The sequence below is a fragment of the Apibacter sp. B3546 genome (assembly GCF_009827885.1).
Lineage (GTDB): Bacteria > Bacteroidota > Bacteroidia > Flavobacteriales > Weeksellaceae > Apibacter.
Genome location: NZ_WINW01000033.1, coordinates 104262 through 128992 on the forward strand (window position 1 = coordinate 104262; position 24731 = coordinate 128992).

Genomic DNA, 24731 nt, shown 5'->3' on the forward strand with positions numbered 1-24731 from the left:
TATAATAAATTTGATTTTATTTACAAAAGATACAGAATTTATGAAATAAAAAATTTATTTTTGATCAAATTTACATTATAATTATGGCTAAAGAATTGAATTCTGATCTTGGAAAACTCCTATTACGTGTTTCAATAGGCGGATTAATGGTCTTCCATGGAATATCTAAATTATATCATGGACACGATTTTATAAAAGGAATGCTTACTTCAAAAAATTTGCCTGAATATCTCTGGCTTGGTGTTCCTTTAGGGGAAGTCTTTGCTCCTATTTGTATCTTATTAGGGGTTTTTACAAGGATTTCATCCCTTTTAGTAGCATTTACTATGCTTATGACTTTTTATTTGGTGCATGGGATGGAAGGTTTTTCACTATCACAAACCGGAGGTTTAAAAGTTGAGCTTAACCTATTTTATTTATTAACCTCATTAGCGCTTTTCTTCTTAGGTTCAGGAAAATATAGCGTATATAAAGGAAACAAAGGAATTATGATATAAATGATTTCTTTCAAATTTTTGTTCATTATTTTTTTTACTACTATATTAATCCATACATGAATTTTGAAAAAATATTTGCCCACAATGAAACATGGATAGCAGAAAAGTTATCTATCGATAAGGAGTATTTCCATAAGCTATCAGAAGGACAGAATCCTGAAGTTCTTTATATTGGTTGTTCTGATAGTCGGGTAGCAACAGAAGAGTTACTTGGAGCTAAACCCGGAGAAGTTTTTGTCCATAGAAATTTAGCCAATATGGTTATTAGCACAGATTTTAATGTACAATCTGTAATAACATATGCTATCGATCATTTAAAAGTTAAACAAATCATTGTTTGTGGACATTATTATTGTGGCGGAGTTAAAGAGGCTATGGAGGCTAAAGACCTGGGACTTTTAAATCCGTGGTTGCGAAATATCAGGGACGTTTATAGAATTCATAAAGATGAATTAAATTTAATTACCGATTCAGAGGAAAAATACAATCGGCTTATTGAATTGAATGTGGAAGAACAATGCATTAATTTAATTAAAACCGCTGCTGTACAAAAAGCTATTATAGAAAGTAATCTAAAGGTTCATGGCTGGATTTTCGACATACGATCCGGAAAATTAATTGACATGAAAATTAATTTCAAAAAGATTCTAAAAGAGATTATGGAAATATATAATCTTTATGAAGGGAAAAGTTTATTTTAATATATGAAAACAAACCAACGGGTCAATTACCTTTCTCTACTAAATTAAAATGTAATTTTATTTCCAATAAAAACATTTATAAAAATAATGGGAGAGTTAACTATTTGCTAATCTCTCCCAAAATAAAAATAATAAAGTAATTGTTTATATTTTAGTCCATTCGATACCAAAAACCAAATAAGCGATAATTAAGGTAAATACAACATTAAAAGTTTGTGCTCCTAAAAATACTAAAGTAGCTTTTCTGTTTTCTTTATTAATTAACGTTTTAAAATTAGTTTCTAATCCTATGGAGGTAAACCCTAAGGCAAACCATAATCCTTGAAATTTCTTCAATACACCAAGAACCGGTTTATATTGCTCAGTTGGAATAACAAATGAGAATAACAAAGAAGCTAAGATAAAACCTATAACAAATTTAGGAAATCGATCCCAAATTACTTTTAGATTAGGTTTATCAGCAAACTCATTCCCTTCTTTTTTAGTATAACTCCAATAAACAGCTATTAAAAAGGCAGCAATACCTAACAATACATTTTGTGAGAACTTAACTATTGTACTAATTTTAAGTGCTTCTTCTCCATAAACGGCTCCGGTTGCAGCAACTGCTCCGGTGGTATCAATTGTTCCACCAATCCATGCACCGGCCATTACTTCTCCTAATCCCAGTAATTTAGCTAATGCCGGCATAATGATAATCATAGGTACAGCGACTACTAAAACTAGTGATACTACATAAGATAATTTTTTGGAATCTCCTTTTATTGCTCCTGCCGTTGCTATAGCAGCTGAAACTCCACAAATGGATACCGCACTGGAAAGCATCATAGACATTTCCTTATCTATATTGAATTTTTTGCACAGCCAAAAAGAAAAATACCATACAGAGAAAACTACTACTACTGATTGTATTAATCCCAAAGCACCCGCCTGCATAATATCTTGAAAAATAATGGTTGAGCCTAGAAAGATCAATCCTATTTTCACATACATTTCAGAAGATAAACATCCTTTCATCCACTGAGGAGTACCTATAAAGTTATTGATAACTAATCCTATAAGCAAACAAAATATTACGGTTTCAAATCCCCAATAATTCATTACCGAGTTTCCGCCAATCACCATGGCAACTATAGTAAGAATGAACAGTAAGGGAAACCCTTTTGCTGAACTCATAGGTTTTCCTTGTAATAGATCTGCCAATAGTAATAAAACATAAGAAACAATAAAAATGATAAAAATGTTTATAAAATTTTTACCTGTTAAAACATTGGACAATAAATCGTCACCGGTGCTCCATTTAAATGTAGGCCAACTTAGTGTATACCCGAATGAAGAATATAAAATAATACCTAATACTATGACTAATCCACCAATTATTGTGGCTGTCCAATCCTCTGTTAAACTCAGTTTTTTCATTTCTTATTTTTGATGTTCTTTAAAAAAGTTTTTTAGTTTTATTTTAGATTAAAACTCCGCAAATGTAATAATTCCTATCGAAATAATAGGAATTCAACTAAAATTTTTTACCCAGATTCGCAGTTTGTAGCAAATACACCCTTATATTGTTTATAAAAAATGTATTTTTGCACTATTGTAGAAAATATGAAGAACATAAGAAATTTTTGCATTATTGCCCATATAGATCATGGCAAAAGCACTTTAGCAGACAGACTTTTACAACAAACCAAAACTATTTCTGATCGTGAGCTGCAAGAACAGACCTTAGATGATATGGATTTAGAACGCGAACGGGGTATTACTATAAAGAGTCATGCTATTCAAATGGAGTATGAATATAAAGGGGAAAAATATGTTTTGAATTTGATCGATACTCCCGGGCATGTTGATTTTTCTTATGAAGTTTCTCGTTCTATTGCTGCCTGTGAAGGTGCCTTATTAATTGTTGATGCAGCACAAAGTATTCAGGCACAAACCATATCCAATCTTTATTTAGCGTTAGAACACGACTTGGAAATTATTCCAGTTTTAAATAAAATTGACCTACCTTCTGCAAATCCTGAAGAAGTTACCGATGAAATTGTAAATCTTCTCGGTTGCAAACCTGAAGACGTTTTACGCGCCAGTGGCAAGACCGGAGCGGGGGTTGAAGAATTGTTGGAGCAAATTGTGGAAAGAATCCCGGCACCATCCGGAGATCCTAATGCTCCATTACAAGCCTTGATTTTTGATTCTGTTTTTAATCCTTTTCGAGGAATAGAGGCCTTTTTCAAGGTTGTAAACGGCAGTATAACTAAAGGTCAAAAAGTGAAATTTATGGCTACCGGTAAGAGTTATGATGCCGATGAAATAGGAACTTTAAAACTAAATCAAGTTCCAAAAGATGTTATACATTGCGGTGATGTGGGATATATTATAAGTGGTATTAAAGAAGCTCGTGAAGTTAAGGTAGGTGACACCATCACATCGGTTGAACGCCCTGCATCTGAAGCTATTGCCGGATTTGAAGAAGTAAAACCAATGGTGTTTGCCGGAATATATCCGGTGGACACAGAAGAATATGAATTGTTGCGCTCTGCATTGGAAAAGCTTCAACTTAATGATGCTTCTCTTGTTTTTGAACCGGAATCATCCGCTGCTTTAGGATTTGGCTTCCGTTGCGGATTTTTAGGTATGCTTCACATGGAAATCATTCAAGAGCGCTTGGAACGAGAATTTAAAATGACTGTAGTTACTACCGTTCCCAATGTATCTTATAATGCATATTTAAACAAGGATCCTGAAAAAGCGATTGTAGTACATAATCCTTCGGAACTTCCGGAACCTACGTCTTTAAATCGTGTGGAAGAACCTTATATCAAAGCTTCAATCATCACCAAATCAGATTTTATTGGTTCTGTAATGAACCTTTGTATTGATAAAAGGGGCGAACTGACTAACCAATCGTATTTAACTACAGACCGAGTAGAGCTATTTTTTGAAATGCCTTTAGCTGAGGTGGTTTTTGACTTTTATGATAGACTCAAAACTATTTCCAAAGGATACGCTTCTTTTGATTATTCACCTTGCGGAATGAGAACTTCCAAGCTGGTGAAAGTTGACATACTTATAAATGGTGAGCCTGTGGATGCTTTATCTGCTTTGATTCATCAAGATAATGCCTATACTATAGGTAAAAAAATGTGTGAAAAGTTAAAAGAATTAATTCCAAGACAACAATTTGACATTCCTATTCAAGCAGCACTTGGTGCTAAGATTATCGCTAGAGAAACTATTAAAGCTTTACGAAAAGACGTTACTGCCAAATGTTACGGAGGGGATATATCTCGTAAAAGAAAATTACTAGAAAAACAAAAAGAAGGTAAGAAACGAATGCGACAAATTGGTCGAGTGGAAGTCCCGCAATCTGCATTTTTAGCGGTATTGAAACTGGATTAATTGTTTACTATTGAAAGATTATAGGCTATAATTTATGCTTATTGTATTTTTTTATAGGAGTATCATATTACGATAATTGATTGGATTATTGATTTATTTACCTTCTATAATTATTTTGTACCTTAATAAGTTATAGTATATATACTTGCATATATTTTTTCTAGAAGGTAAACACATTTATTTCCTAGCTGTTATCTTTTTTATATAAATTAAACTTCTAATTATTATTATTTTATATTCATTATTTAGTACTTTTATCTATAAAAATAATTTGAACACTACTTTTTATGTTTTTATATCTATTTAAACATTTATTAAAGTTATATTCTAAGAGTTTTTAAATAATTTATATAGTATTTATAATCTAATTATATTTAATTTTTATGTAAAATTCGAATTCCATTAAATTTTAAATAGATAAACAGATTGTTTATTATTTTTGCATAATTTTTTTTATAGATTAATTTTCGTAACCAATCCTAATAATATACTACAAATAGTAAAAAGGGATTCAGTGTTCTTTACCATTTAATACAGTTAAGACAATGTATTTATAAAATTTTAACATCGCTTATATTATTGTTTTCTATCTCTATTAAAAAAATAGTGAGGAGAATTCTTACCAAGTAGCATAATTTCATAAATAACATTCTTACAATTAAATGGATATTGTATTACATATTTTAAAAATTTTTACATAGCGATTTAAAAACTCTTATATACTATGATTTTTGAAAAAATATTGGAAGAAATAAACGATGTAGTGCCTATTTCCAGAGAGGAAAAAGAGTATCTAAAGTCTATTTTAAAATTTAAAAAGCTAAACAAAAGAGATTCTCTTTTGCATCAAGAAGAGGTTGAAGATAATTATTATTATGTACTTTCCGGTTGTTTACGAAGTTATATTAACGACAAAAAAGGATTGGAGCAGGTTCTTCAATTTTCATCTAAAGGTTGGTGGATTGCAGATAATGAAAGTATTATATACAATCAACCTGCTAAATTCAATATTGTTGCAGATTTAGATACTGAAATACTTATTTTATCTAAAAAAGCAAAAGAAGAATCCGTTAAAAGGTTTCCAAAATTAGAACTTTATTATAATGAAAGTTTAATCCGTTCTGTAATTTTCTTACGTAATCGTTTATATGAAATATTAAGTTTATCTGCAGAAGAACGGTATAGAAATTTTTGTATTATGTTTCCTGAATTAAAAAATTCAATATCTCAAAAACATATCGCCTCATACATTGGTATTACTCCTGAATTTTTTAGCGCTATGAAAAAAAAATTAAAAGACAAGCAAACATGCGTTGAGGAATTTTAATTATATATTCTTAAGTTATTTAAATTTGTGAAAATATATTTCAGCTTTAAAAATGGAGATAAAGATAGTTGATAAATAATGTATTTATTTTAAATTTACTTTATGGACCTAATAAAATATTGCATACTATTATTACAAGAAACCAATCAAGTTACTTTACCTTCTTTTGGAAAATTTGAATTAAAATTTAATTCGGTGAGAGAGGATCAGGAAACTAATCAACTACTCCCCCCCTCCTATTCCCTTTCTTTTACTCAGCAACATAACCTCAATGATATCGCTTTAGCCAGTGTAATTGCTGAATTGAATTCAATAGATGTTAAGAGAGCTAAAGATTTTGTTTATCAGACAATTAAGGAGTGGAAAAAAAATTTAAAATCGGAAACATATTTAACCATTGAAAATTTAGGAACATTTACAGCTGAAAAAGAAAAAATTATTTTCAGTTTGAGTGAAAAGAGTTTTGTTACTTACAAAAATTTTGGTCTACTTCCTCTATAATTGAATTGAAATTCATGAAAGCTAAAACTCCCTCTGATTCAAGAACCATAATGACCACCATTGTGCTAACGAATGAAACCAATGCTTATAATAATATGTTTGGTGGGGATTTACTTTCTTTAATGGATCGAGCATGTGCCATAGCCGCTCAAAGACATGCGGAAGCTAAAGTTGTGACTGCTTCTGTTAATCATGTTTCCTTTTCAACACCTATTCCATTAGGAAGCACCGTAGAAGCCATAGCTAAGGTTTCTAGAGCTTTTGGATCTTCTATGGAAGTATTTGTCGATATATGGGTGGATGATGCAATAAATCATACAAAAACCAAAACCAATGAAGGGATATATACTTTTGTAGCTTTAGATGAATTTATGAAACCTAAAAAAATACCTGACTTAGTACCTGAAACTGAAGAAGAAATAGTTAGATATAACTCAGCCCTTCACAGAAGGGAATTATCTTTGCTGCTATCCGGAAGAATTACACCGTCAGAAGCTGTTGAATTAAGAAAAATATTTACGATGGATAAATAAAATTAAACTGTTTCGGTAAAAGTCTGTAAATGCAAGTGATCTCCATCAAAATCAGCATAGGTATAATACGAAATCCAATCCCCTAAATTTACATAGTGGCTGTTTTTATCTTCACCAATTAATAAATCCATAGGTAAATGACGATGCCCGTAAATAAAGTAATCATAATGTTTTTCATTCAATTTTTCTTTAGAAAAGACAATCAGCCATTCATTATCTTCCCCTAAGAATTTAATATCTTCCTCCCCGCTAATTAATTTATTTTTTCTTGATAAATAAGTACCTAAGGCTACTCCTAAATCCGGATGCAACCATCTGAAAAACCATCGAGCAACAGGATTCGTAAAAAGTTTTTTCATTCTTTTATACCCTCGATCTCCCGGTCCCAATCCATCTCCATGAGCAATAAAAAAACTTTTGTTGTTGATGATAAATGTTTGTTCCTCATTAAAAACTGTTATTGCTAATTCTTTTTGAAGATAATCTCTCATCCATAAATCATGATTTCCGGTAAAAAAATATATTTTAACCCCTGAATCTGAAAGTTCAGCTAATTTTCCTAATATTCGAACAAATCCTTTGGGTACAACGGTTTTATATTCATGCCAAAAATCAAATAAATCCCCTAATAGGAATAATACTTGAACATCATGTTTAATTTGTTCTAAAAATTTTACGAAAATCTTTTCTCTTTTTCTGGATGAAACTTCATCAGGTGCTCCTAAATGCTGATCTGAGGCAAAATAAACTTTTTTGCCTGCCATAAGATTAATTTCTATTGGTCTTCCCTTATCCATTCACCATATGACGTTTCGGTTTCATATAATTTAAGCTTCGCTAATAAAATATTTTCAGGAAGCTCTGATTGTATCTTTTCGGCAAAATCCATCAACATATTCTCACATGTGGGCTGATAATTCATAAAAATAACTTTATGCCCTTGATTTTGCAATTGCTCTCCTAATTGTTTATGTTCTGTTTGAGCGTTTAAAATAATGGCATGATCTAAAGGATTTATAATTAATTTTTTTACAATAGATTTCAACTCTCCAAAATCCATAACCATTCCATTTTTTACATGGTGTATATCATTACACGGCTCTCCTTTAACAGTAACATACAATTTATAAGAATGCCCATGAATGTTTTTACATTTACCATCATATCCCCACAGAGCATGTGCTGTTTCAAATGTAAATATTTTAGTCAGCCTTATCACAATAAATAAATTTGTTTATATTACGCAAAGATAATTGAAAAATACTCATGTGGCAAGAAATACTCTCTACCCTGTTTCCTAATAGATGTATTGGTTGTGAAACAATTATTTCTTCATCACAACACTATGTATGCGAAAGGTGTAAAGCTCATTTACCTTTTACTTATATTCCTTTTGACAACGCAAATTCAATTCACAGCCAACTTAACAATTCTGCGAAAATAGAATTTGCATCTTCCTTATTATTTTTCTCAAAAGAAAATATTACACAACAATTAATTCATCATTTAAAATATAAAAATAAACCGGAAATCGGTTCATGGTTAGCTGAGATTTGGTTTATGCAAAATGAGAACAATCCTTGTTTAAAAGAAGTAAAAACCATTGTTCCGGTCCCTATTCATTCGAAAAGATATAAAAAAAGAAACTATAATCAAATTTTGCTCTGTTGCAAAAAATTAGCAACTCTAATGAATTGCAATTTCGACGAGCATGTTCTCCGACGAATTTCTCATACGAAATCTCAAACCCAGTCCAACAGAGAAGAACGTATAAAAAAAATGGAAAACGCTTTTATAAGAAATTTAAATTATTCGAGTCATTATTTATTGGTTGATGATGTCTTAACAACGGGTGCAACCTTAATTGCATGTACTCAAGAACTGTTAAAAACCAATGATTCTCAAGTAAGTATATTTACTTTAGCAACAACAATCTAAATATAAAATATATAATAATTCAGAAAAAAGCCCTTAATATAAAACTATTGAAGATAAGATAATTGAATATTATCTTTATTCCCAAATAAAAATAAAAATAATTTAATGAAAAGTTGTAAAGAATATTTTTTTTTTATAATTTTATACATTAATTTTAAGTACATAAAACTATCATTTTATCAAGGAAATTTTCATAATTTTAGATATAAATTGCTTATGAAGAAATTTTTATTTTTTATTACGTTGCTTTTTTCAATTAACCTGGTTACTGCAAAAGATTTTCCGGCTAATATTTTAATGAACTTTTATTTACAAGAGCAACCTTATACTAAATCAAAATTATATCCTAACCCGGCAGTAAATTTTATACTTGTTAAGAATTCAAGTTCTTATAAAATCGATAATATTTCTGTTTTATCCATGGTCGGTACCAATTTAATCGATAAAGATATAATTGACTCCAATCTTAATCAGGAAATTAATATTTCAAAACTTCCTACAGGAAGATATTTTGTTAAAGTTACTTATTCCGATGGAAGCAGAGAAATTCTAACCCTTATCAAATTATAATTCTAAGTTTTATTAGCAATTATAGTAAGTTTTTATTTGGCATATTAATTGACCTTAGTACACGTACAAACTTTGGAGGTTACAACATTTCTTATTAATAATCAATACTATACCCATTTAAGATTTAAAAAAAGCAGTTCTCTTTTTTTAGATATCTGAAAGTTTGTCATTAAATCTTTAATACGAAACATTATGAAGTTCGACATATTGTCATTAGATCAAGTTATGCAAAATGATAGTGAATTTATTCCTTTACTAAGCCAGGATGAAGAAGATAAAATGATGAATGAAACTTTTCCTACAGTTTTACCCTTACTTCCGGTAAAAAATGTAGTTTTATTTCCCGGGGTTGTTATTCCAATTACTGCCGGAAGAAATAAATCCATCAATTTATTACAAGATGCTCAGCAAAACGACAAGATAATAGCAGTCATTACACAAAAAGATGTAAATGCAGATAATCCGACTATAAATGATATGTATTCCGTAGGTACTATAGGTAAAATATTAAAATTACTTAAAATGCCTGATGGAAGTACCATGGTAATTATTCAGGGGATACGTAAATTTTCTATTAATAATATACTTGAGGAGGAGCCTTATTTAAAAGCTGAAATTACTTTATTGGAAGACAAAAGAAAGGTTTCCAATAAAAATAAAGAACATTTTAATGTTTTATTGGAAAGCCTTCGTGAAACAGCGATTAAAATTATTAATGAAAATCCGGCTATCCCTTCAGACGCTTCTTTTGCTATTAAAAATATTGAAGGCAGCTCCTTGTTGGTAAATTTTGTTGCTTCCAATCTTGATTTGCCGTTAGTCAAAAAGCAGGAATTACTGGAAATTAACAGTTTGTTAGATCGTGCTTCCAAAACGTTAAAGTACCTGAACGTTGAGCTTCAAAAAATATCTTTAAAAAATTCCATTCAGGATAAGGTTAACTCCGACCTCAGCAAACAACAACGTGAATATTTCCTACACCAGCAAATGAAAACCATTCAGGAAGAGTTGGGAGGCGTTTCTTATGAAGCTGAAGTTCAAGAAATGAAAGAAAAAGCTTCGAAAAAAAAATGGAGCAAGTCTATAAATGAACACTTTGAAAAAGAACTTAATCGATTAGTTCGCATGAACCCGCAGACACCTGATTATGGTGTTCAAAGGAATTATTTAGAATTAATGTTGGATTTGCCTTGGGAAAAATATTCTAAGGACAATTTTGATATTAATCATGCTGAAAAAGTTTTAAATAAAGACCATTTTGGTTTAGAAGATGTTAAGGAACGAATCTTAGAGTATCTCGCGGTCCTTAAACTTAAAGGAGATATGAAATCTCCCATCATTTGTTTATACGGTCCTCCCGGTGTCGGTAAAACTTCATTGGGCAAATCCATTGCTTCTGCTTTAGGAAGAAAATACGTTCGTATATCATTGGGAGGGTTGCATGATGAATCGGAAATTAGAGGACACCGTAAAACTTATATTGGAGCTATGCCGGGAAGAATTATTCAATCTATAAAAAAGGTTGGAACATCTAATCCCGTTATTGTTTTAGACGAAATAGATAAAATTAGCACCAGTGGACACGGTGATCCGTCATCTGCTTTACTTGAAGTATTAGATCCCGAACAAAACAGTACTTTCCATGATAATTTCCTGGACGTAGATTACGACTTATCTAAAGTATTGTTTATTGCTACCGCTAACAATTTAGCCACCATACAACCGGCGTTGTTAGACAGAATGGAAATTATTGATATTTCCGGATATACTATTGAGGAAAAAGTAGAAATAGCTAATAAATATCTTTTACCAAAGCAAATCCTCGAACATGGACTTACCAAAAAAGATATTTCAATAAGTAAGAAAGAATTGGAATTTATTATCCAAGCATATACTCGAGAATCCGGTGTTAGAGGCTTAGAAAGGAAGATATCAAAAATTGTAAGGAATATTGCCTTACAAATTGCTCGCAATACTGAATACAATAAAAAATTGAGTCAAAATAAAATTATCGAAATCCTAGGTCCGCCAATGATGCCTGAAATGTCTGAAACTAATAAAGTTCCAGGAGTTGTTACAGGATTAGCTTGGACTCAAGTAGGAGGAGATATTCTTTTTATTGAAAGTATTCTTTCTAAAGGCAAAGGAAACTTAACCATGACCGGAAATTTAGGTAATGTAATGAAAGAATCGGCTACCATTGCTTTGGAATACATAAAATCTAATTATAAAGAGTTCGGTATCGATCCGCAAAAAATTGAAGAAAGTAATATACACATTCACGTTCCTGAAGGTGCAACTCCTAAAGACGGACCATCTGCAGGTATAGCAATGCTTACTTCTCTTGTTTCCTCTTTTACCGGTAAAAAGGTTAAGTCTAAATGGGCAATGACCGGTGAAATTACGTTACGAGGAAAAGTTCTTCCGGTAGGCGGAATTAAAGAAAAAATATTAGCTGCGAAACGGGCCGGTATTACCGATGTCATATTATGTGAAGAGAATAGAAAAGATATTGAAAAAATCAATCCTGATTATATTAAAGGCTTAAAAATACATTATGTAACTCAAATGTCTGAAGTGATTGATTTAGCTCTATAATAAAATTATAAAAACTATAAGCCTGATTTTCATCAGGCTTTTTTATTTATACTTATAATAAATTTAAATCGCAACATTTATCAAACAATAAAATTTAATTTTTTTTATTCCTCATTAAAGTTTGAAAGTAAAATACTAGATATATAGACTTTAAAATTAGCTATTTTATTTTGTTTATCTTTGATATCATGAAATTAAAAGATATTGAACATTCATACCGTTCTCTTATTAATAAAGAGATTACAACGGTACAATCACTTAAAAAAAAGATATTTATTATTGCTGCTTTGAGATTATCAGTAGTTCTTGTTGCTGCTTTACTTTGTATTTTTACTTGGAAAAACAGCTACCTTACCGGCGGTATCATCTTTGTATCTTTTTCAATATTTATCTTGTTATTAAAGTTACATCAAAAACTTTTTTATAAAAAAAATTATTCAGAAGCATTAATAACTTTAGCAGAAAATGAATGTAAAGCTCTTAATTACGATTTTTCATCTTTTGATGGAGGCCCAGAATATATCTCGACTGAACACAGCTTCAGCTACGATTTAGATTTATTTGGAGATCGATCGCTTTTTCAGGCTATTAATCGAACATGCACCTATCAAGGTAAAAAATTTCTTGCCTATCTGTTTCTTACTCCCTATTTAGACAAAAAAACAATTGTGGAAAATCAGGAAAGCATCCAAGAATTAACTTCAAAACAAGGCTGGGTAAACCATTTCCGAGTTTTAGGGTCTTTAAACGGAAAATTAGAAAATAAAGAAAATTTTGATTCAAATACATTTCCGGAAACATTTTTATTGCATAAAAATAAATTCTGGGAAATAATGATAAATATTATTCCCTGCTTGTATTTAATCTTACTTGTACTTACAGCTTTTAATTGGGTATCTGCATTATATTTTATTCCTTTATGGATCATAACTTATGCAATTAATGCCTTTGCGAGTAAGCATGTAAATAATATAGTAAATAACATAGATAAAAAAACAGATGTTTTAAACACCTATACCTCACTTTTTAATGCCATAGAAGAGCAAAACTTTGATAGTTATTTGTTAGAAAAAAATCGTAAAATCCTTATCAAGAAAACTTCTGCATCAAAAGCTATCTATAAATTGAATAGATATTGTTCTCAATTAAATATGAGTATGGCTTATCCGATGATTTTATTTTTCAATCCGGTCTTATGTTGGAGTGTACGTTATGCTATTAAGATAGAAAAATGGTTAGATACCTATAAAAAGTATTTACCGGATTGGTTTGATTCTCTTTCTCATTTTGATGCTTGGTGCTCCTTGTCAACATATGCATATACACACCCCGGATATTCATATCCTAAAATAAATACTGAACATTTTATATTTGATGGGAAAGAATTGGGCCACCCACTACTTAACCGATCTAATTGTGTAACCAATGATGTTAAAATTTCAAAAGAAAATTATTTTTTAGTAATAACGGGAGCTAATATGGCAGGTAAAAGTACGTATTTAAGAACTATAGGGGTTAACCACGTGTTAGCCTGTATTGGTGCTCCGGTATACGCTAAGTCATTAGAGATATTCCCGGGAAATTTGGTAACTAATTTAAGAACTACAGATTCCTTAGTTGATCATGAATCTTATTTTTTCTCTGAATTAAAACGATTGAAAATGATTATAGACAGACTTCATTCCGGAGAACATTTATTTATCATCTTAGATGAAATTTTAAAAGGTACCAACTCTGAAGATAAGCAAAAAGGATCCTTAGCGCTTATGAAACAGCTTATTTCGCTAAAAGGAAATGGCATTATTGCTACGCATGATTTAGTACTAGGCATCTTGGAAGCAAACTATCCCGAAAATATTAAGAACTATCGTTTTGAAGCAGAAATTGTTCAGGATGAATTAGTGTTTGATTATAAATTAAAAGAAGGTGTAGCTCAAAATATGAATGCCACTTTTTTAATGAAGAAAATGGGAATTACAGGTATTGAATAAAAAAATACCTGCCTATTCGGCAGGTATTATATAATACTAGTATATAACTTAATTTTTAAAATTTATAGAGATGATTCATCTATATCTAAACGAATAGCAAAGAAATAAACTCCTACTTCAAGATTGCCTCCATTATTACCTGAACCACGTAATGCTGATCTGGTTTCCAATACTTGATCACCATTTAAACTGGTACTAAAAGTTAATGCAATTTCATGCTCATATCCCGGATCACCCGGTCTTAGTTTTTTACCTGGATTTAATGGGTCGTCAGATTTAATTACAGCTATATAATTGACATATGGAGTGGTATATCCTTGGCTTTTTGCTTCAGGATAAGTTCCAACCACAGTCATTGCATATTTTGAAGGGTTTCCACCTAATCCGTTACTTGCTAAATACCAATTCAAATTGTAGCCACCACCATTACAATTATTTTCAGGAAGGGCTCCATCAATTAGACAAGGTTTACGCTTATCGCGTAGATGATTATTATCTACGGGTAAAGTGGTAAGATCATCTAAATCATGTAAATAGGTCCAAAACAAATTACCTCTATCATCCCCATTATTATAAACCATATATTTAGCCATAATCATCCAAATGCCCGGAGTTAATTTTAAACCTTGCCCGGTTATGGAAATTTCTCTATGGTCATTTGCGTTTCTTTTAAAGGGAACGCTCATATTAAAATCTTTCCTAAGTTCTGCTTGTTTTATGGTGAAAGGTTTGGGAACCCAGTTAACTATTCCCGTATTATCCTGAAACATAAGCATACTTCCTTTTCCTTCCGATTGATCACTGATACGGATTCCATTCGTTGATCCATCCGTTTTAATATGAACTTTAGCCGTTGGTGCTATGGTTCCTACTCCTAAATTTCCGTTATTATCAACTATTACATCATCGGACGTATTTGAAGATCCGTTGGTATCTCCCTTTGCATCTACATGAAAAGGTCCTTGCGGGTTAGTTGTATTTACTCCAACTGACGGAGCTGTTTGTGCAAAAGATTTAGTAAAACCTACACCTCCCGCTATAATTATATATAATAAAAATAATTTTTTCATATAATAAATTTAAAATTCATATGTATTAATTTAATTGTCTAAAAGTTCTGCATCTAATCGAACGGCGTAGAAATAAGATCCTTGAAAGTCGTCATTTGTTGTAGTATATGCGAATTCTTTATTACTTGTACTTCCAAATACTCTATATTCAAAAGTTTGTCCTTTAGGTATATTAACAAGAGCTGCTAATTGTGGCGTCCCAACTTTAGCTCCCGCTTGTTCTACCGGTATCCCCAAAATAGTATTATAAACTTTATCGCTAACTAATGGGTGCTTAGTAACATTTTTTAAATATATCCATACATTATTTCGAGGTTTTAAATCGTCGTTAACATGTTGGGTAGCTTTAACTACAAATTTAGAAAGAATCAACCATCTTCCTTGGGTAAGATGTAAAGGTTTTACTGTTAAATCTATAGCACTTTCATCTTGTGGCAACTGTATACCACTTCCAATTTCTCCGTTTTGAATATATGGTCTGGCAGGAGCTATCCATTGGGCATTTCCGAGTGAATCTGTACTAACTAATATATTATTATTAACTTGAGTTCCATCTTCCAATCGTATGTTCCCATTAACATCTAAGCCCGTATCCGGATTAACTTTTCCAACACCTAAATGACCATAGAGCTTTGCAGTCGGATCTGAGGCATTATTTGTACCGGGTTTGAAAATTACATCATCTGATGTATTTACTGGGACAGATATATTCCCATTATCTTTTTTAGCATCTATATGAAAAATAGCTTTAGGATTATCTGTGTTAACTCCTACTTGTGATAAACTAATTCCAATTGCTAATACACAAAAATTTATTGATAATATTATTTTTTTCATGACATGATTTTAAATATAAAAATTATAAGAATAATAAAGATCTTAATTTCACCCTCATTAATTAAAACTATCTATACGAATAGCTCTAAAATATGGTTTACCGGTGGTAAATGAATCATAATCACCATCTACAAATACTACTGTATTATGCCATATACTGGTACTTGCATAGGCACTAACTGTCATAGTTTGTCCCGTATCAACTTTTACGACATGAGTTAACTGAGGTGTACAAGCACAAGCTCCATCGCGTTCCGTAGCAAAACCAACAGTGGTTAATACAGCTTTTTTGAAGTCTGGCTCATTTTCATTATATAGTAACGTCCAAATATATTGATCAAAGCCATTTTCCTTTCCACAAAATTCTTGAAAATTAGACCCATTTCCTCTTGTTGTACGGGTGGTGTATTTAAGCTGAATCAGCCATGTACCTTCAGTCAGCTCTAATGACTTATCTGAAATTTTTACAGCAGGTTTTTTTCCGGCAGGTAAACTTGGATCACCGGGAATAATTGGATTGGAATCTATCAAATTAGGGGCTGTAGTTGAAGTTGCATCAAGTCTTGTATGAATTTGAATGATTGAACCTTCTCTTAGTTCCGGCATAGGTCTGGTAGAGACTACAAAATTACCATCTGCATCAGATGCAATAATTTTTCCTTTATCTATAGATCCCGGAGGAGTTACCCGCAATCCTTTACCTTTAGTACCTATAATTTCTAGCTTTGATTTAGGAGTTCGAGTACCTATACCCACATTTCCATTTGCATCTACAATAAAGTCATCTTGACTTAAATCTTTATTGGTTCCATTAATATGGAAAACTCCTTGAGGATCTTCCGTATTAATTCCCACTCTTTGGCTTTGAGAGAAAGAACAAACGGAAATCACTCCGAGTAATGAACATAATAAAATTCTCTTTTTCATAATGAATTATTAATTAACTTATTAACACTTAATTGATTTTCTATTTTTTTTATTTTAAAAAATCTATTCTATTTTTAATGATCTCCTCTCTTATTTCATTATAAAAATTTTATTGCTACAATGGCATTAAAAATAGATGAACACTTAATTTTTTAAATTTTAAAACACTTAAACACTAACTTTATGGCGGTAAAGATAAACAAAAAAAAATTACAATCATAAAGTTTATATAACATTAATTGCCTTTATCTTCTTACATTATCTCAAGGCCCCTAAACAAGATTTATAACATATAATGTTGGTTATTTTTATTTTTTCAGAATAAATTAGTCATCCATTTATATATATAAAACATTTATATAATTTAAATAAATTCTTGAACTATTAATTTAAAAAATCAATATTCTTATTTAAAATTAATTTAGCAACAATAAAGTTTACCTTTAAAAATATTTAGATCAATAATTTTTAAATTTTACAGGATTAATTAGATACAGAGTATTTAAGCCAAGAAATTTAACTAGTATCATTAATTTTTTAAAATAGGAATTTTATTTTAAACTGCAGGTTATGATTTAAATTATGATCAACAATGAAATATTTTGTATTAAGATTATTATAATCATTTATTTAATAAGGCAACTCTCAATGATGATAGTAATTTTCATTAATTCATAAGGAATAACTCTAATCCTTTTCATAGTGAAAAATTCAGATTTAAGAAATTAAGTTGATTAGCCTGAAATTTTCTTATGGTACTCTTTTATAAACCTTTCCCTATTACTAATTATTGCTTTTAACGCTTCTATTGCATCCATCTTTTCTCGTGAAAAACGAGCTCTTACATTTTCAGGGGTTATATTTAATAATTTCGATGCCAAAATATAATCTCCCACTTCAATTTTTCTTTTTATTTGTTCTACTGTCATAACAATAATGTATTTTTTGATATCTTTGTTTTATCTCAACACAAATATATATACATTTTGTTTATTTTGAAATTATTTTACACAAAATGTATATTTTTTATATTGAACATGGATAAAACTATCATTCTAAACGAAATTAAAAAATACTATGGTTTTACTAAAGATTCTCAATTAGTGAAACATTTAGGCATAACCTCACAAATATTGTATAATTGGAAAAGAAGGAATTCGTTCAATATTAAACTTATTTATACAAAATGTGAAATTTTTAATTATGAATGGTTGTTAACCGGAAAAGGTCCTATGTTGAAAAAAGATAATATCGGACAATCTAATATTATTTCAATAGCAGAAGAATCTGGATATAGTTCCTATAAAGGCAAAAAAAATCATATCCCTTTATATAATATAGATCGAAATGGTGGATTGAAAAATATATTTAGCAAAAAACATCATCAAGAAAATATTATAGATTTTATAAAAATGCCGGATCTGGCTGATTGCGACGGTGCTGCTTATGTAAAAGGGAATTCCATGTTACCAACTATACAAAATGGAGACATAATTATTTTTAAAACTATTTCTCTTAAAGACCTGTTTTGGGGTGAGCTTTATTTAATTGAGATATGTATGAATGATGATTCTTATTATATGTTAATTAAATATATTCAAAAATCTGAAAAAGGAGAACAATTTATTAAACTATTAGGACAAGACAACACAAACGCACCTCAAGATATTCCGGTTTCTAAAATTAATGCTATGGCTCTAATACGCGGAAGTATTCGAACCTTTTAAATTTTTATTTCATCAATTACTAATTCTTATCTCCTATATAATTTATATTATTCTATTCTTTATATTGTTTTTACGGTAATAATATAACATTGTTGTGACAATATAATAATTTTTAGTATATTTGTCTAATTATCAAATAGATATATAAACATACTTTATATAAAATTTATTTGAGTTTTAATTTTTATAACTACAATCTATGGAAAAAACTACCATATTGAATAAAATAAAGTTATTTTATGGATTCAAAAAAGATTCTGAATTAGCCAGATATCTTGGTATTTCTCCCCAAACCTTTTCGAATTGGAAAAAAAGAAACAGCTATGATTCTTTATTGATCCATACCAAATGTCCCGAAATAAATTTAGAATGGCTTCTCACTTATGAAGGCCCCATGTTAAAATCCCCAATTTTAGATAAAGATTTTCCAATGTCTGTATTGGAGGACCCCATGTTTAAATTACAAGAAAAAAATAATACCCATATCCCTCTTTATAATTTAGATTCTAATGGTGGATTAAAAAATATTGTTCATAAAAAATCAGAAAATACATTCATTTCAGGTTTTTTAAAAATACCTAATTTATCAGACTGTGATGGAGCTATTTATATAAAAGGAGAATCTATGCTTCCTCTTTTAAAAAATGGTGATATTGTTATTTTTAAAAATGCATCCATAGATAATATATTTTGGGGAGAATTATATATAATTGAAATTGCCTTATCTGAAGATTCCAATCATACCTTTGTTAGACACATCCAAAAATCCAGTTTAGGTAACGATTACATAAAATTAGTCAGCGCTAATTCTATGTTTGAATCTAAAGATGTTTCTTTAGATTCCATAAATGCTATCGGCATGATACGTGCAAGTATCCGATATCATTAAATATTACATAAAATCTATAATTTATTTATATCATATTATACATCTGTAATTTTTTAAATTATATATGAATTTCATGTAATTTATTTTAAAGATGTAGTAATCAAAAAGACAATCCAATCTTTTAATGAGCAAACAACCATGACATTATGTCATTAATTTTAGTTACAACAATACAAAATAATGTCATATTGTCTCGTTTTATTCATTTATTCCCTTACATATTGATTATAAAAACCTATCCATGATTTTGGTTTATATTTTGCTGAGAAAAAATGTAAGAGATTAAATAAAATGGATTTTAATAAATTAACCATCAAATCACAAGAAGCCTTGCAACAATCTCAAGTGATTGCACAAGGATTAGAAAATCAGGCCATTGAACCTGCACACCTACTTAAAGCTTTATTGGAAAGCGAAGCCAGTGTGATTACTTTCATATTGAAAAAACAAAACTCAAATTTAGCATATATTAACTCCGAACTTGATTCTATACTAAATTCTTTACCTAAAGTTAGCGGCGGACAAATTTATTTGTCCCAAAATTCTAATAAAGCTTTAAATGAAGCCCAATTAGAATCAACTAAGATGAAAGATGAATTTATAAGTTTAGAGCATATTTTCTTAGGACTGCTTTCCGTAAACGACAAAACCTCGCAACTATTAAAAAATCAAGGGGTCACCAAAGAAGGCGTAATTAAAGCGATCGAAGAAATCAGAAAAGGAGAACGAGTAACTTCTCAATCTGCAGAAGATACCTATAATTCATTAAACAAGTATGCCAAAAACCTTAATGAATTAGCTCAAAACGGTAAACTAGACCCTGTAATAGGAAGAGATGACGAAATCAGAAGAGTTTTGCAAATTCTTTCTCGAAGAACAAAAAACAATCCCATATTAATTGGAGAGCCCGGTGTCGGAAAAACTGCAATTGCCGAAGGAATCGCTCATAGAATCATTAACGGGGATGTTCCTGAAAATTTAAAGGATAAAACTATTTTTTCTTTAGATATGGGAGCTTTAATTGCAGGAGCAAAATATAAGGGTGAATTTGAAGAACGTCTAAAAGCAGTAGTTAAAGAAGTAACCGCTTCTAACGGAAATATTATTTTATTTATTGATGAAATTCACACATTAGTTGGTGCCGGAGGAGGAGAAGGAGCCATGGATGCTGCGAACATTTTAAAACCGGCATTGGCACGTGGCGAACTTCGTTCAATTGGAGCAACAACATTAAATGAATATCAAAAATATTTTGAAAAGGACAAAGCGTTGGAAAGACGTTTTCAAAAGGTGATGGTTGAAGAACCCGATGTGGATGATGCCATAGCTATATTACGTGGAATTAGAGAAAAGTATGAAGCCCATCACAAAGTACGTATTAAAGATGAAGCCGTAATTGCATCAGTTGAACTTTCCAATCGTTATATTTCCGACCGATTTTTACCGGACAAAGCCATAGACTTAATGGATGAAGCATCGGCAAAACTTCGTATGGAAATGAATTCCAAGCCTGAAGAACTGGATGCCTTAGACCGTAAAAAAATGCAGCTTGAAATTGAATTAGAGGCGGTTAAACGAGAAGCGGAAAGTCCTACTTCCAATGAAAGCATTAAACAAGCTAATGAGAAAAGGTTAGAAAATGTTAAAGAAGAATTAGCACAACTTAATGAAAAAAGAAATGAGCTAAGCGCTTCCTGGAAAGCAGAAAAAGAAAGAGCGGATAAAGTTCAAGAAATCCGTAAAAATATTGAAGAATTTAAGATTGAAGCTGAAAAAGCAGAAAGATCCGGTGATTATGGTAAAGTTGCTGAATTACGTTACGGAAAAATAAAAGAACAAGAGGCTGAACTTGCTAAAGCTGAAGCCGAACTTTCTGATGATCGACCTAAATTAATCAAGGAAGAAGTTGATTCTGAAGACATTGCTGATGTAGTAGCCAAATGGACCGGTATTCCGGTTACTAAACTGGTACAAAGTGAACGAGAAAAGTTATTAAATCTGGAATCTGTTCTTCACAAAAGGGTTGTCGGACAAGAAGAAGCAATTGAAGCAGTAGCAGATGCTATACGCAGAAACCGCGCGGGATTAAACGATGAAAGAAAGCCTATCGGATCATTCTTATTCTTAGGAACAACAGGTGTCGGTAAAACCGAATTAGCAAAAGCCTTAGCCGAATTTTTATTTGATGATGAAAATTCAATGACCCGAATTGACATGAGTGAATATCAAGAAAAACATTCTGTTAGCAGATTGGTAGGTGCGCCTCCGGGATATGTGGGTTACGATGAGGGTGGTCAGTTAACCGAAGCCGTTAGAAGAAGACCTTATTCTGTTATCTTATTGGATGAAATCGAAAAAGCTCATCCGGATGTTTTTAATATTTTATTACAAGTATTGGATGATGGTAGGCTTACAGATAATAAAGGAAGAACCGTTAATTTTAAAAATGCGATTATAGTTATGACATCCAATTTGGGATCTCATTTAATTCAAGAAAATTTTGAAAAACTGGAAGGAAATAATTACAAAGAAATTTTAGAATTGACCAAAGAGCAGGTTATGGAACTGTTAAGGAAAACCCTTCGTCCTGAGTTTTTAAACCGTATCGATGAAACTATTGTATTTAAGCCTTTAAATAAGAATGAAATAAGAAGTATAATAGATATCCAGTTAGATTCTCTTAATAAAATATTAGATAAAAAAGGAATTCGCATGAGCATGACCGATGAGGCTAAAGATTATATAATGAGCAAAGGCTATGATCCTACTTTTGGCGCAAGACCTTTAAAAAGATTGATTCAACATGAAATTTTAAATCAATTATCTAAGGAAATTTTAGGTGGAAAAATTAATGACAATGATACCATCGTTGCAGATTATTTTCCTGAAACCGGTCTAGTTTTTAGAAAAGAAAATTAATAAGAATACATAAATCATAATACATTATTAAATTAAAAAAAGGGTATATTATATATACCCTTTTTTGGTTTCAATTAATAAAAGTACTTCATATTATTTTTATTTTATATTTACTTCTTATATTTAGTATTCAACACTTACTATCTTAATTAATAATACATAAATTTAAAGATGATGATATCATTTAGAATTAATTAGTTTATTATCATATTAGACGATATATCTATAAATAAAACCTGATAAAAAATGTTTTTAGATAAGTTTGTAACAAAATAAATAATTATTCTACTTATAATACTGAAAATTCATTTACATAAGAATGAAACTAAACAACAGTATAATCGCTTTTTTCATAGTCGGATTTATTTCAGCGCAAAAAGTATGGTCTTTCAATGATTGTTTATCTTACGCCAGAGAAAACAATTTGCAAGTACTTGCTTCTAAACTAAATGAACAAGTTCAAGAAAGTAATTTAAAAATTGCTAAAAAAGAAAAACTACCCGATCTGAAAGGTACTATAACCAACGGTATAACTTTTGGTCCATTGGCTACACAAAAGGTTACCCAAGATGGTGTAACAGATTTTACCATAGACTCCTATTATAAATATACAGAAGGATATCAGAACAATCTTGCTCTTGAATCCTCCATGATACTTTATAACAACAGACGTTTACGATTAACAGAGGAAAAAAACTCTTTTTTGGTTCAACAAAATCAATATACCACTGAAAAAATCAAAAATGATATCTCACTACAATTAGTAGGAAATTATTTAACCGTTCTATTGAATAAAGAGCTTTTAGGAGTTCAATTAAATTCCATGGATACTCAAGCAAAAGATAAAGACAGGAATGAAAAATTATATAATGCCGGTAGTATACCTTTAAGCACTTTATATGAATCAAAATCCAATCTTGCGAACGCTAAACAAACGTATGAAAATGCTAAAATTGAAGTAGATCGTTCACTAATGGTTTTAGCCATGTTGCTTCAAAAAGATTATCGAGATTTTCAGATAGAGGATGTTAAAGTTTCCGATGATATAGGAATGCCTCTTATCAATTTGGATGATATCATCAATTATGCTTTTAATAATCAACCGGTTATTAAATCTGCCGAATTAGGGGTTGAATCAGCAAAGAAAGATATTGATATTGCTAAAACCGCCTTTTATCCTTCAATTACCGGTGGATATAAAGTAAGTACTTTTTATCAGGATTATTTCGATCGTTCCAGTAAATCTATAGACGACCAATGGTATGACAATCACTCTCAAATGGTATCTGTAGGGGTTAACATTCCCATATTTAGTAAAGGAACAAATAAAATAAAAGTTCAGCAATCCCGAATTAATCAATTGATCCAAGAAAATCAGCTCGACCAAGAAAAATTAAATCTAAAGCAAAATATACAAACTTCTTATTTTGACGTAAATTCTGCTTATCAAACATTTACCTCTGCAAAAGAATTGGTAGCATCCACCGAATTATCCTATGAATTTGCACAAAAGAGTTTCACTGCAGGAAAAATTAATATATACGATTTAAATACTGCAAGAAATAATTATTTCAACGCATTATCTCAAATGCTTCAAGCTAAATATTCATTTTTATTCAGATTAAAAATTCTTGATTTCTATATTGGTAAACCGTTAGAAATATCTTCTGATGAAAATACTAATTATAATAATTTAACTCCTGGTAAAGAAACGGTACAGGCAATAAATGATTTAACTTCAACTGATGTGGAAATTAAAAAACCGGAAGTTATAAAATCAAATAATATTATTCAGGAAAGAAAAAATGCAAATCTTTCAACCCCAAAAACAACCGTTATAAAACCTGAAAATATTAGCAATGCTAAACCTAAGCCTTCTGTAAAATCTAAAGATGAAGTAAAAACTAGTTCCGTTCCTGTTACGGCTCCTGCTAAAAATAATAATTCATCTCAACCCATAAAAAAAGAAACGGTGATTAGTAAAAATATTCCGGTTAAATCATCAAATGAAAATTCGACAGTAAAACCATCAACTAAAAATGATGCAGATGCTAAACGGGAAGCATTAATTAAAGAAAGAAGATTAAAATATAGTCAAGGCGCCAAACCTAAATTCCAGAATGATGCTCAAAGAGAAGCCTTAATTAAGGAAAGACGAGCTAAGCTGAGTAAAGGAATATATGACTAACTACTATGAAATAAAAAGACCTTTGCCAATTGGTAAAGGTCTTTTATTTTGAATTAAGTTTTTTTTTTTACTTATATAAACCATACAATTTCTGTATATACTTACCAATAATATCAAAT

Annotated in this window: 21 protein-coding genes; 14 read left to right on the top strand and 7 right to left on the bottom strand. The window is 30.5% G+C overall.

Annotated features, from left to right (window positions below; translation table 11 throughout):
- Positions 1-83 precede the first annotated feature (83 nt).
- Together GFU93_RS06465 and GFU93_RS06470 are read left to right on the top strand one after the other, a co-directional pair.
- Positions 84-497 (top strand): DoxX family protein, encoded by a 414-nt coding sequence (locus tag GFU93_RS06465; protein WP_185116728.1) that lies wholly within the window; start codon positions 84-86, stop codon positions 495-497.
- A gap of 56 nt (positions 498-553) precedes the next feature.
- Positions 554-1198 carry a carbonic anhydrase gene (locus GFU93_RS06470; RefSeq protein ID WP_105296299.1) on the top strand — a complete coding sequence of 215 codons (645 nt, stop codon included), beginning with the start codon at positions 554-556 and terminating at the stop codon, positions 1196-1198.
- 144 nt (positions 1199-1342) lie between these two features.
- Here the strand turns inward: GFU93_RS06470 and GFU93_RS06475 are convergent, their stop codons facing one another.
- Positions 1343-2617: a YeiH family protein gene (locus GFU93_RS06475; RefSeq protein WP_160568159.1), complete on the bottom strand. Its 1275-nt coding sequence runs from the start codon at positions 2615-2617 to the stop codon at positions 1343-1345.
- Between the two features lie 186 nt (positions 2618-2803).
- Between GFU93_RS06475 and lepA the strand changes: the two genes are divergently transcribed.
- The 4 genes from lepA to GFU93_RS06495 all read left to right on the top strand — a co-directional run bounded on the left by lepA (position 2804) and on the right by GFU93_RS06495 (position 6958).
- Positions 2804-4597, top strand: a complete 1794-nt coding sequence (gene lepA / locus GFU93_RS06480; protein WP_160542477.1) for a translation elongation factor 4 — start codon at positions 2804-2806, stop codon at positions 4595-4597.
- Positions 4598-5321: 724 nt separating this feature from the next.
- Positions 5322-5924: a Crp/Fnr family transcriptional regulator gene (locus GFU93_RS06485; RefSeq protein WP_105296301.1), complete on the top strand. Its 603-nt coding sequence runs from the start codon at positions 5322-5324 to the stop codon at positions 5922-5924.
- A gap of 102 nt (positions 5925-6026) precedes the next feature.
- Positions 6027-6425, top strand: a complete 399-nt coding sequence (locus GFU93_RS06490) for a hypothetical protein (RefSeq protein WP_160568161.1) — start codon at positions 6027-6029, stop codon at positions 6423-6425.
- 14 nt (positions 6426-6439) lie between these two features.
- Positions 6440-6958, top strand: a complete 519-nt coding sequence (locus GFU93_RS06495; protein WP_160565823.1) for an acyl-CoA thioesterase — start codon at positions 6440-6442, stop codon at positions 6956-6958.
- A gap of 2 nt (positions 6959-6960) precedes the next feature.
- Here the strand turns inward: GFU93_RS06495 and GFU93_RS06500 are convergent, their stop codons facing one another.
- Together GFU93_RS06500 and GFU93_RS06505 are read right to left on the bottom strand one after the other, a co-directional pair.
- Positions 6961-7755 carry a UDP-2,3-diacylglucosamine diphosphatase gene (locus tag GFU93_RS06500; RefSeq protein WP_185150460.1) on the bottom strand — a complete coding sequence of 265 codons (795 nt, stop codon included), beginning with the start codon at positions 7753-7755 and terminating at the stop codon, positions 6961-6963.
- Entirely contained in the window at positions 7734-8177 is a 444-nt protein-coding gene (locus GFU93_RS06505; RefSeq protein ID WP_160568163.1) for a 6-carboxytetrahydropterin synthase, read from the bottom strand. Before GFU93_RS06505 ends, GFU93_RS06500 begins: the two co-directional genes overlap by 22 nt.
- A gap of 47 nt (positions 8178-8224) precedes the next feature.
- On the opposite strand from GFU93_RS06505, the gene GFU93_RS06510 reads away from it, so the two are divergent.
- The 4 genes from GFU93_RS06510 to GFU93_RS06525 all read left to right on the top strand — a co-directional run bounded on the left by GFU93_RS06510 (position 8225) and on the right by GFU93_RS06525 (position 14055).
- Positions 8225-8896: a ComF family protein gene (locus GFU93_RS06510; protein ID WP_160568165.1), complete on the top strand. Its 672-nt coding sequence runs from the start codon at positions 8225-8227 to the stop codon at positions 8894-8896.
- A 216-nt stretch (positions 8897-9112) separates the two neighbouring features.
- A complete protein-coding gene (locus tag GFU93_RS06515; protein ID WP_105296307.1) occupies positions 9113-9466 on the top strand; it encodes a T9SS type A sorting domain-containing protein in 354 nt (117 codons plus the stop codon).
- A gap of 192 nt (positions 9467-9658) precedes the next feature.
- Positions 9659-12064: an endopeptidase La gene (gene lon, locus GFU93_RS06520; RefSeq protein ID WP_160568167.1), complete on the top strand. Its 2406-nt coding sequence runs from the start codon at positions 9659-9661 to the stop codon at positions 12062-12064.
- Positions 12065-12252: 188 nt separating this feature from the next.
- On the top strand, positions 12253-14055 hold the full coding sequence (locus GFU93_RS06525; protein WP_160568169.1) for a hypothetical protein: 1803 nt from the start codon (positions 12253-12255) through the stop codon (positions 14053-14055).
- Positions 14056-14117: 62 nt separating this feature from the next.
- On the opposite strand, the gene GFU93_RS06530 is transcribed toward GFU93_RS06525, so the two are convergent.
- From GFU93_RS06530 to GFU93_RS06545, 4 genes are all read right to left on the bottom strand, one after another.
- Positions 14118-15125 (bottom strand): hypothetical protein, encoded by a 1008-nt coding sequence (locus tag GFU93_RS06530; RefSeq protein WP_160568171.1) that lies wholly within the window; start codon positions 15123-15125, stop codon positions 14118-14120.
- Between the two features lie 30 nt (positions 15126-15155).
- Complete coding sequence (locus GFU93_RS06535) at positions 15156-15962, bottom strand: hypothetical protein (protein WP_105296311.1); 807 nt, start codon at positions 15960-15962, stop codon at positions 15156-15158.
- Positions 15963-16019: 57 nt separating this feature from the next.
- The gene (locus GFU93_RS06540) at positions 16020-16889 is read right to left on the bottom strand and encodes a hypothetical protein (protein WP_105296312.1); all 870 of its coding nucleotides are present in this window, start codon (positions 16887-16889) and stop codon (positions 16020-16022) included.
- Between the two features lie 734 nt (positions 16890-17623).
- Positions 17624-17818, bottom strand: a complete 195-nt coding sequence (locus GFU93_RS06545; protein WP_105296313.1) for a hypothetical protein — start codon at positions 17816-17818, stop codon at positions 17624-17626.
- 108 nt (positions 17819-17926) lie between these two features.
- On the opposite strand from GFU93_RS06545, the gene GFU93_RS06550 reads away from it, so the two are divergent.
- The 4 genes from GFU93_RS06550 to GFU93_RS06565 all read left to right on the top strand — a co-directional run bounded on the left by GFU93_RS06550 (position 17927) and on the right by GFU93_RS06565 (position 24612).
- A complete protein-coding gene (locus tag GFU93_RS06550; protein ID WP_105296314.1) occupies positions 17927-18616 on the top strand; it encodes a helix-turn-helix domain-containing protein in 690 nt (229 codons plus the stop codon).
- A gap of 199 nt (positions 18617-18815) precedes the next feature.
- The gene (locus GFU93_RS06555) at positions 18816-19505 is read left to right on the top strand and encodes a LexA family transcriptional regulator (protein WP_160568173.1); all 690 of its coding nucleotides are present in this window, start codon (positions 18816-18818) and stop codon (positions 19503-19505) included.
- Between the two features lie 291 nt (positions 19506-19796).
- Complete coding sequence (clpB, locus tag GFU93_RS06560) at positions 19797-22424, top strand: ATP-dependent chaperone ClpB (RefSeq protein ID WP_160568175.1); 2628 nt, start codon at positions 19797-19799, stop codon at positions 22422-22424.
- Positions 22425-22743: 319 nt separating this feature from the next.
- On the top strand, positions 22744-24612 hold the full coding sequence (locus GFU93_RS06565; RefSeq protein WP_160568177.1) for a TolC family protein: 1869 nt from the start codon (positions 22744-22746) through the stop codon (positions 24610-24612).
- Positions 24613-24731 lie beyond the last annotated feature (119 nt).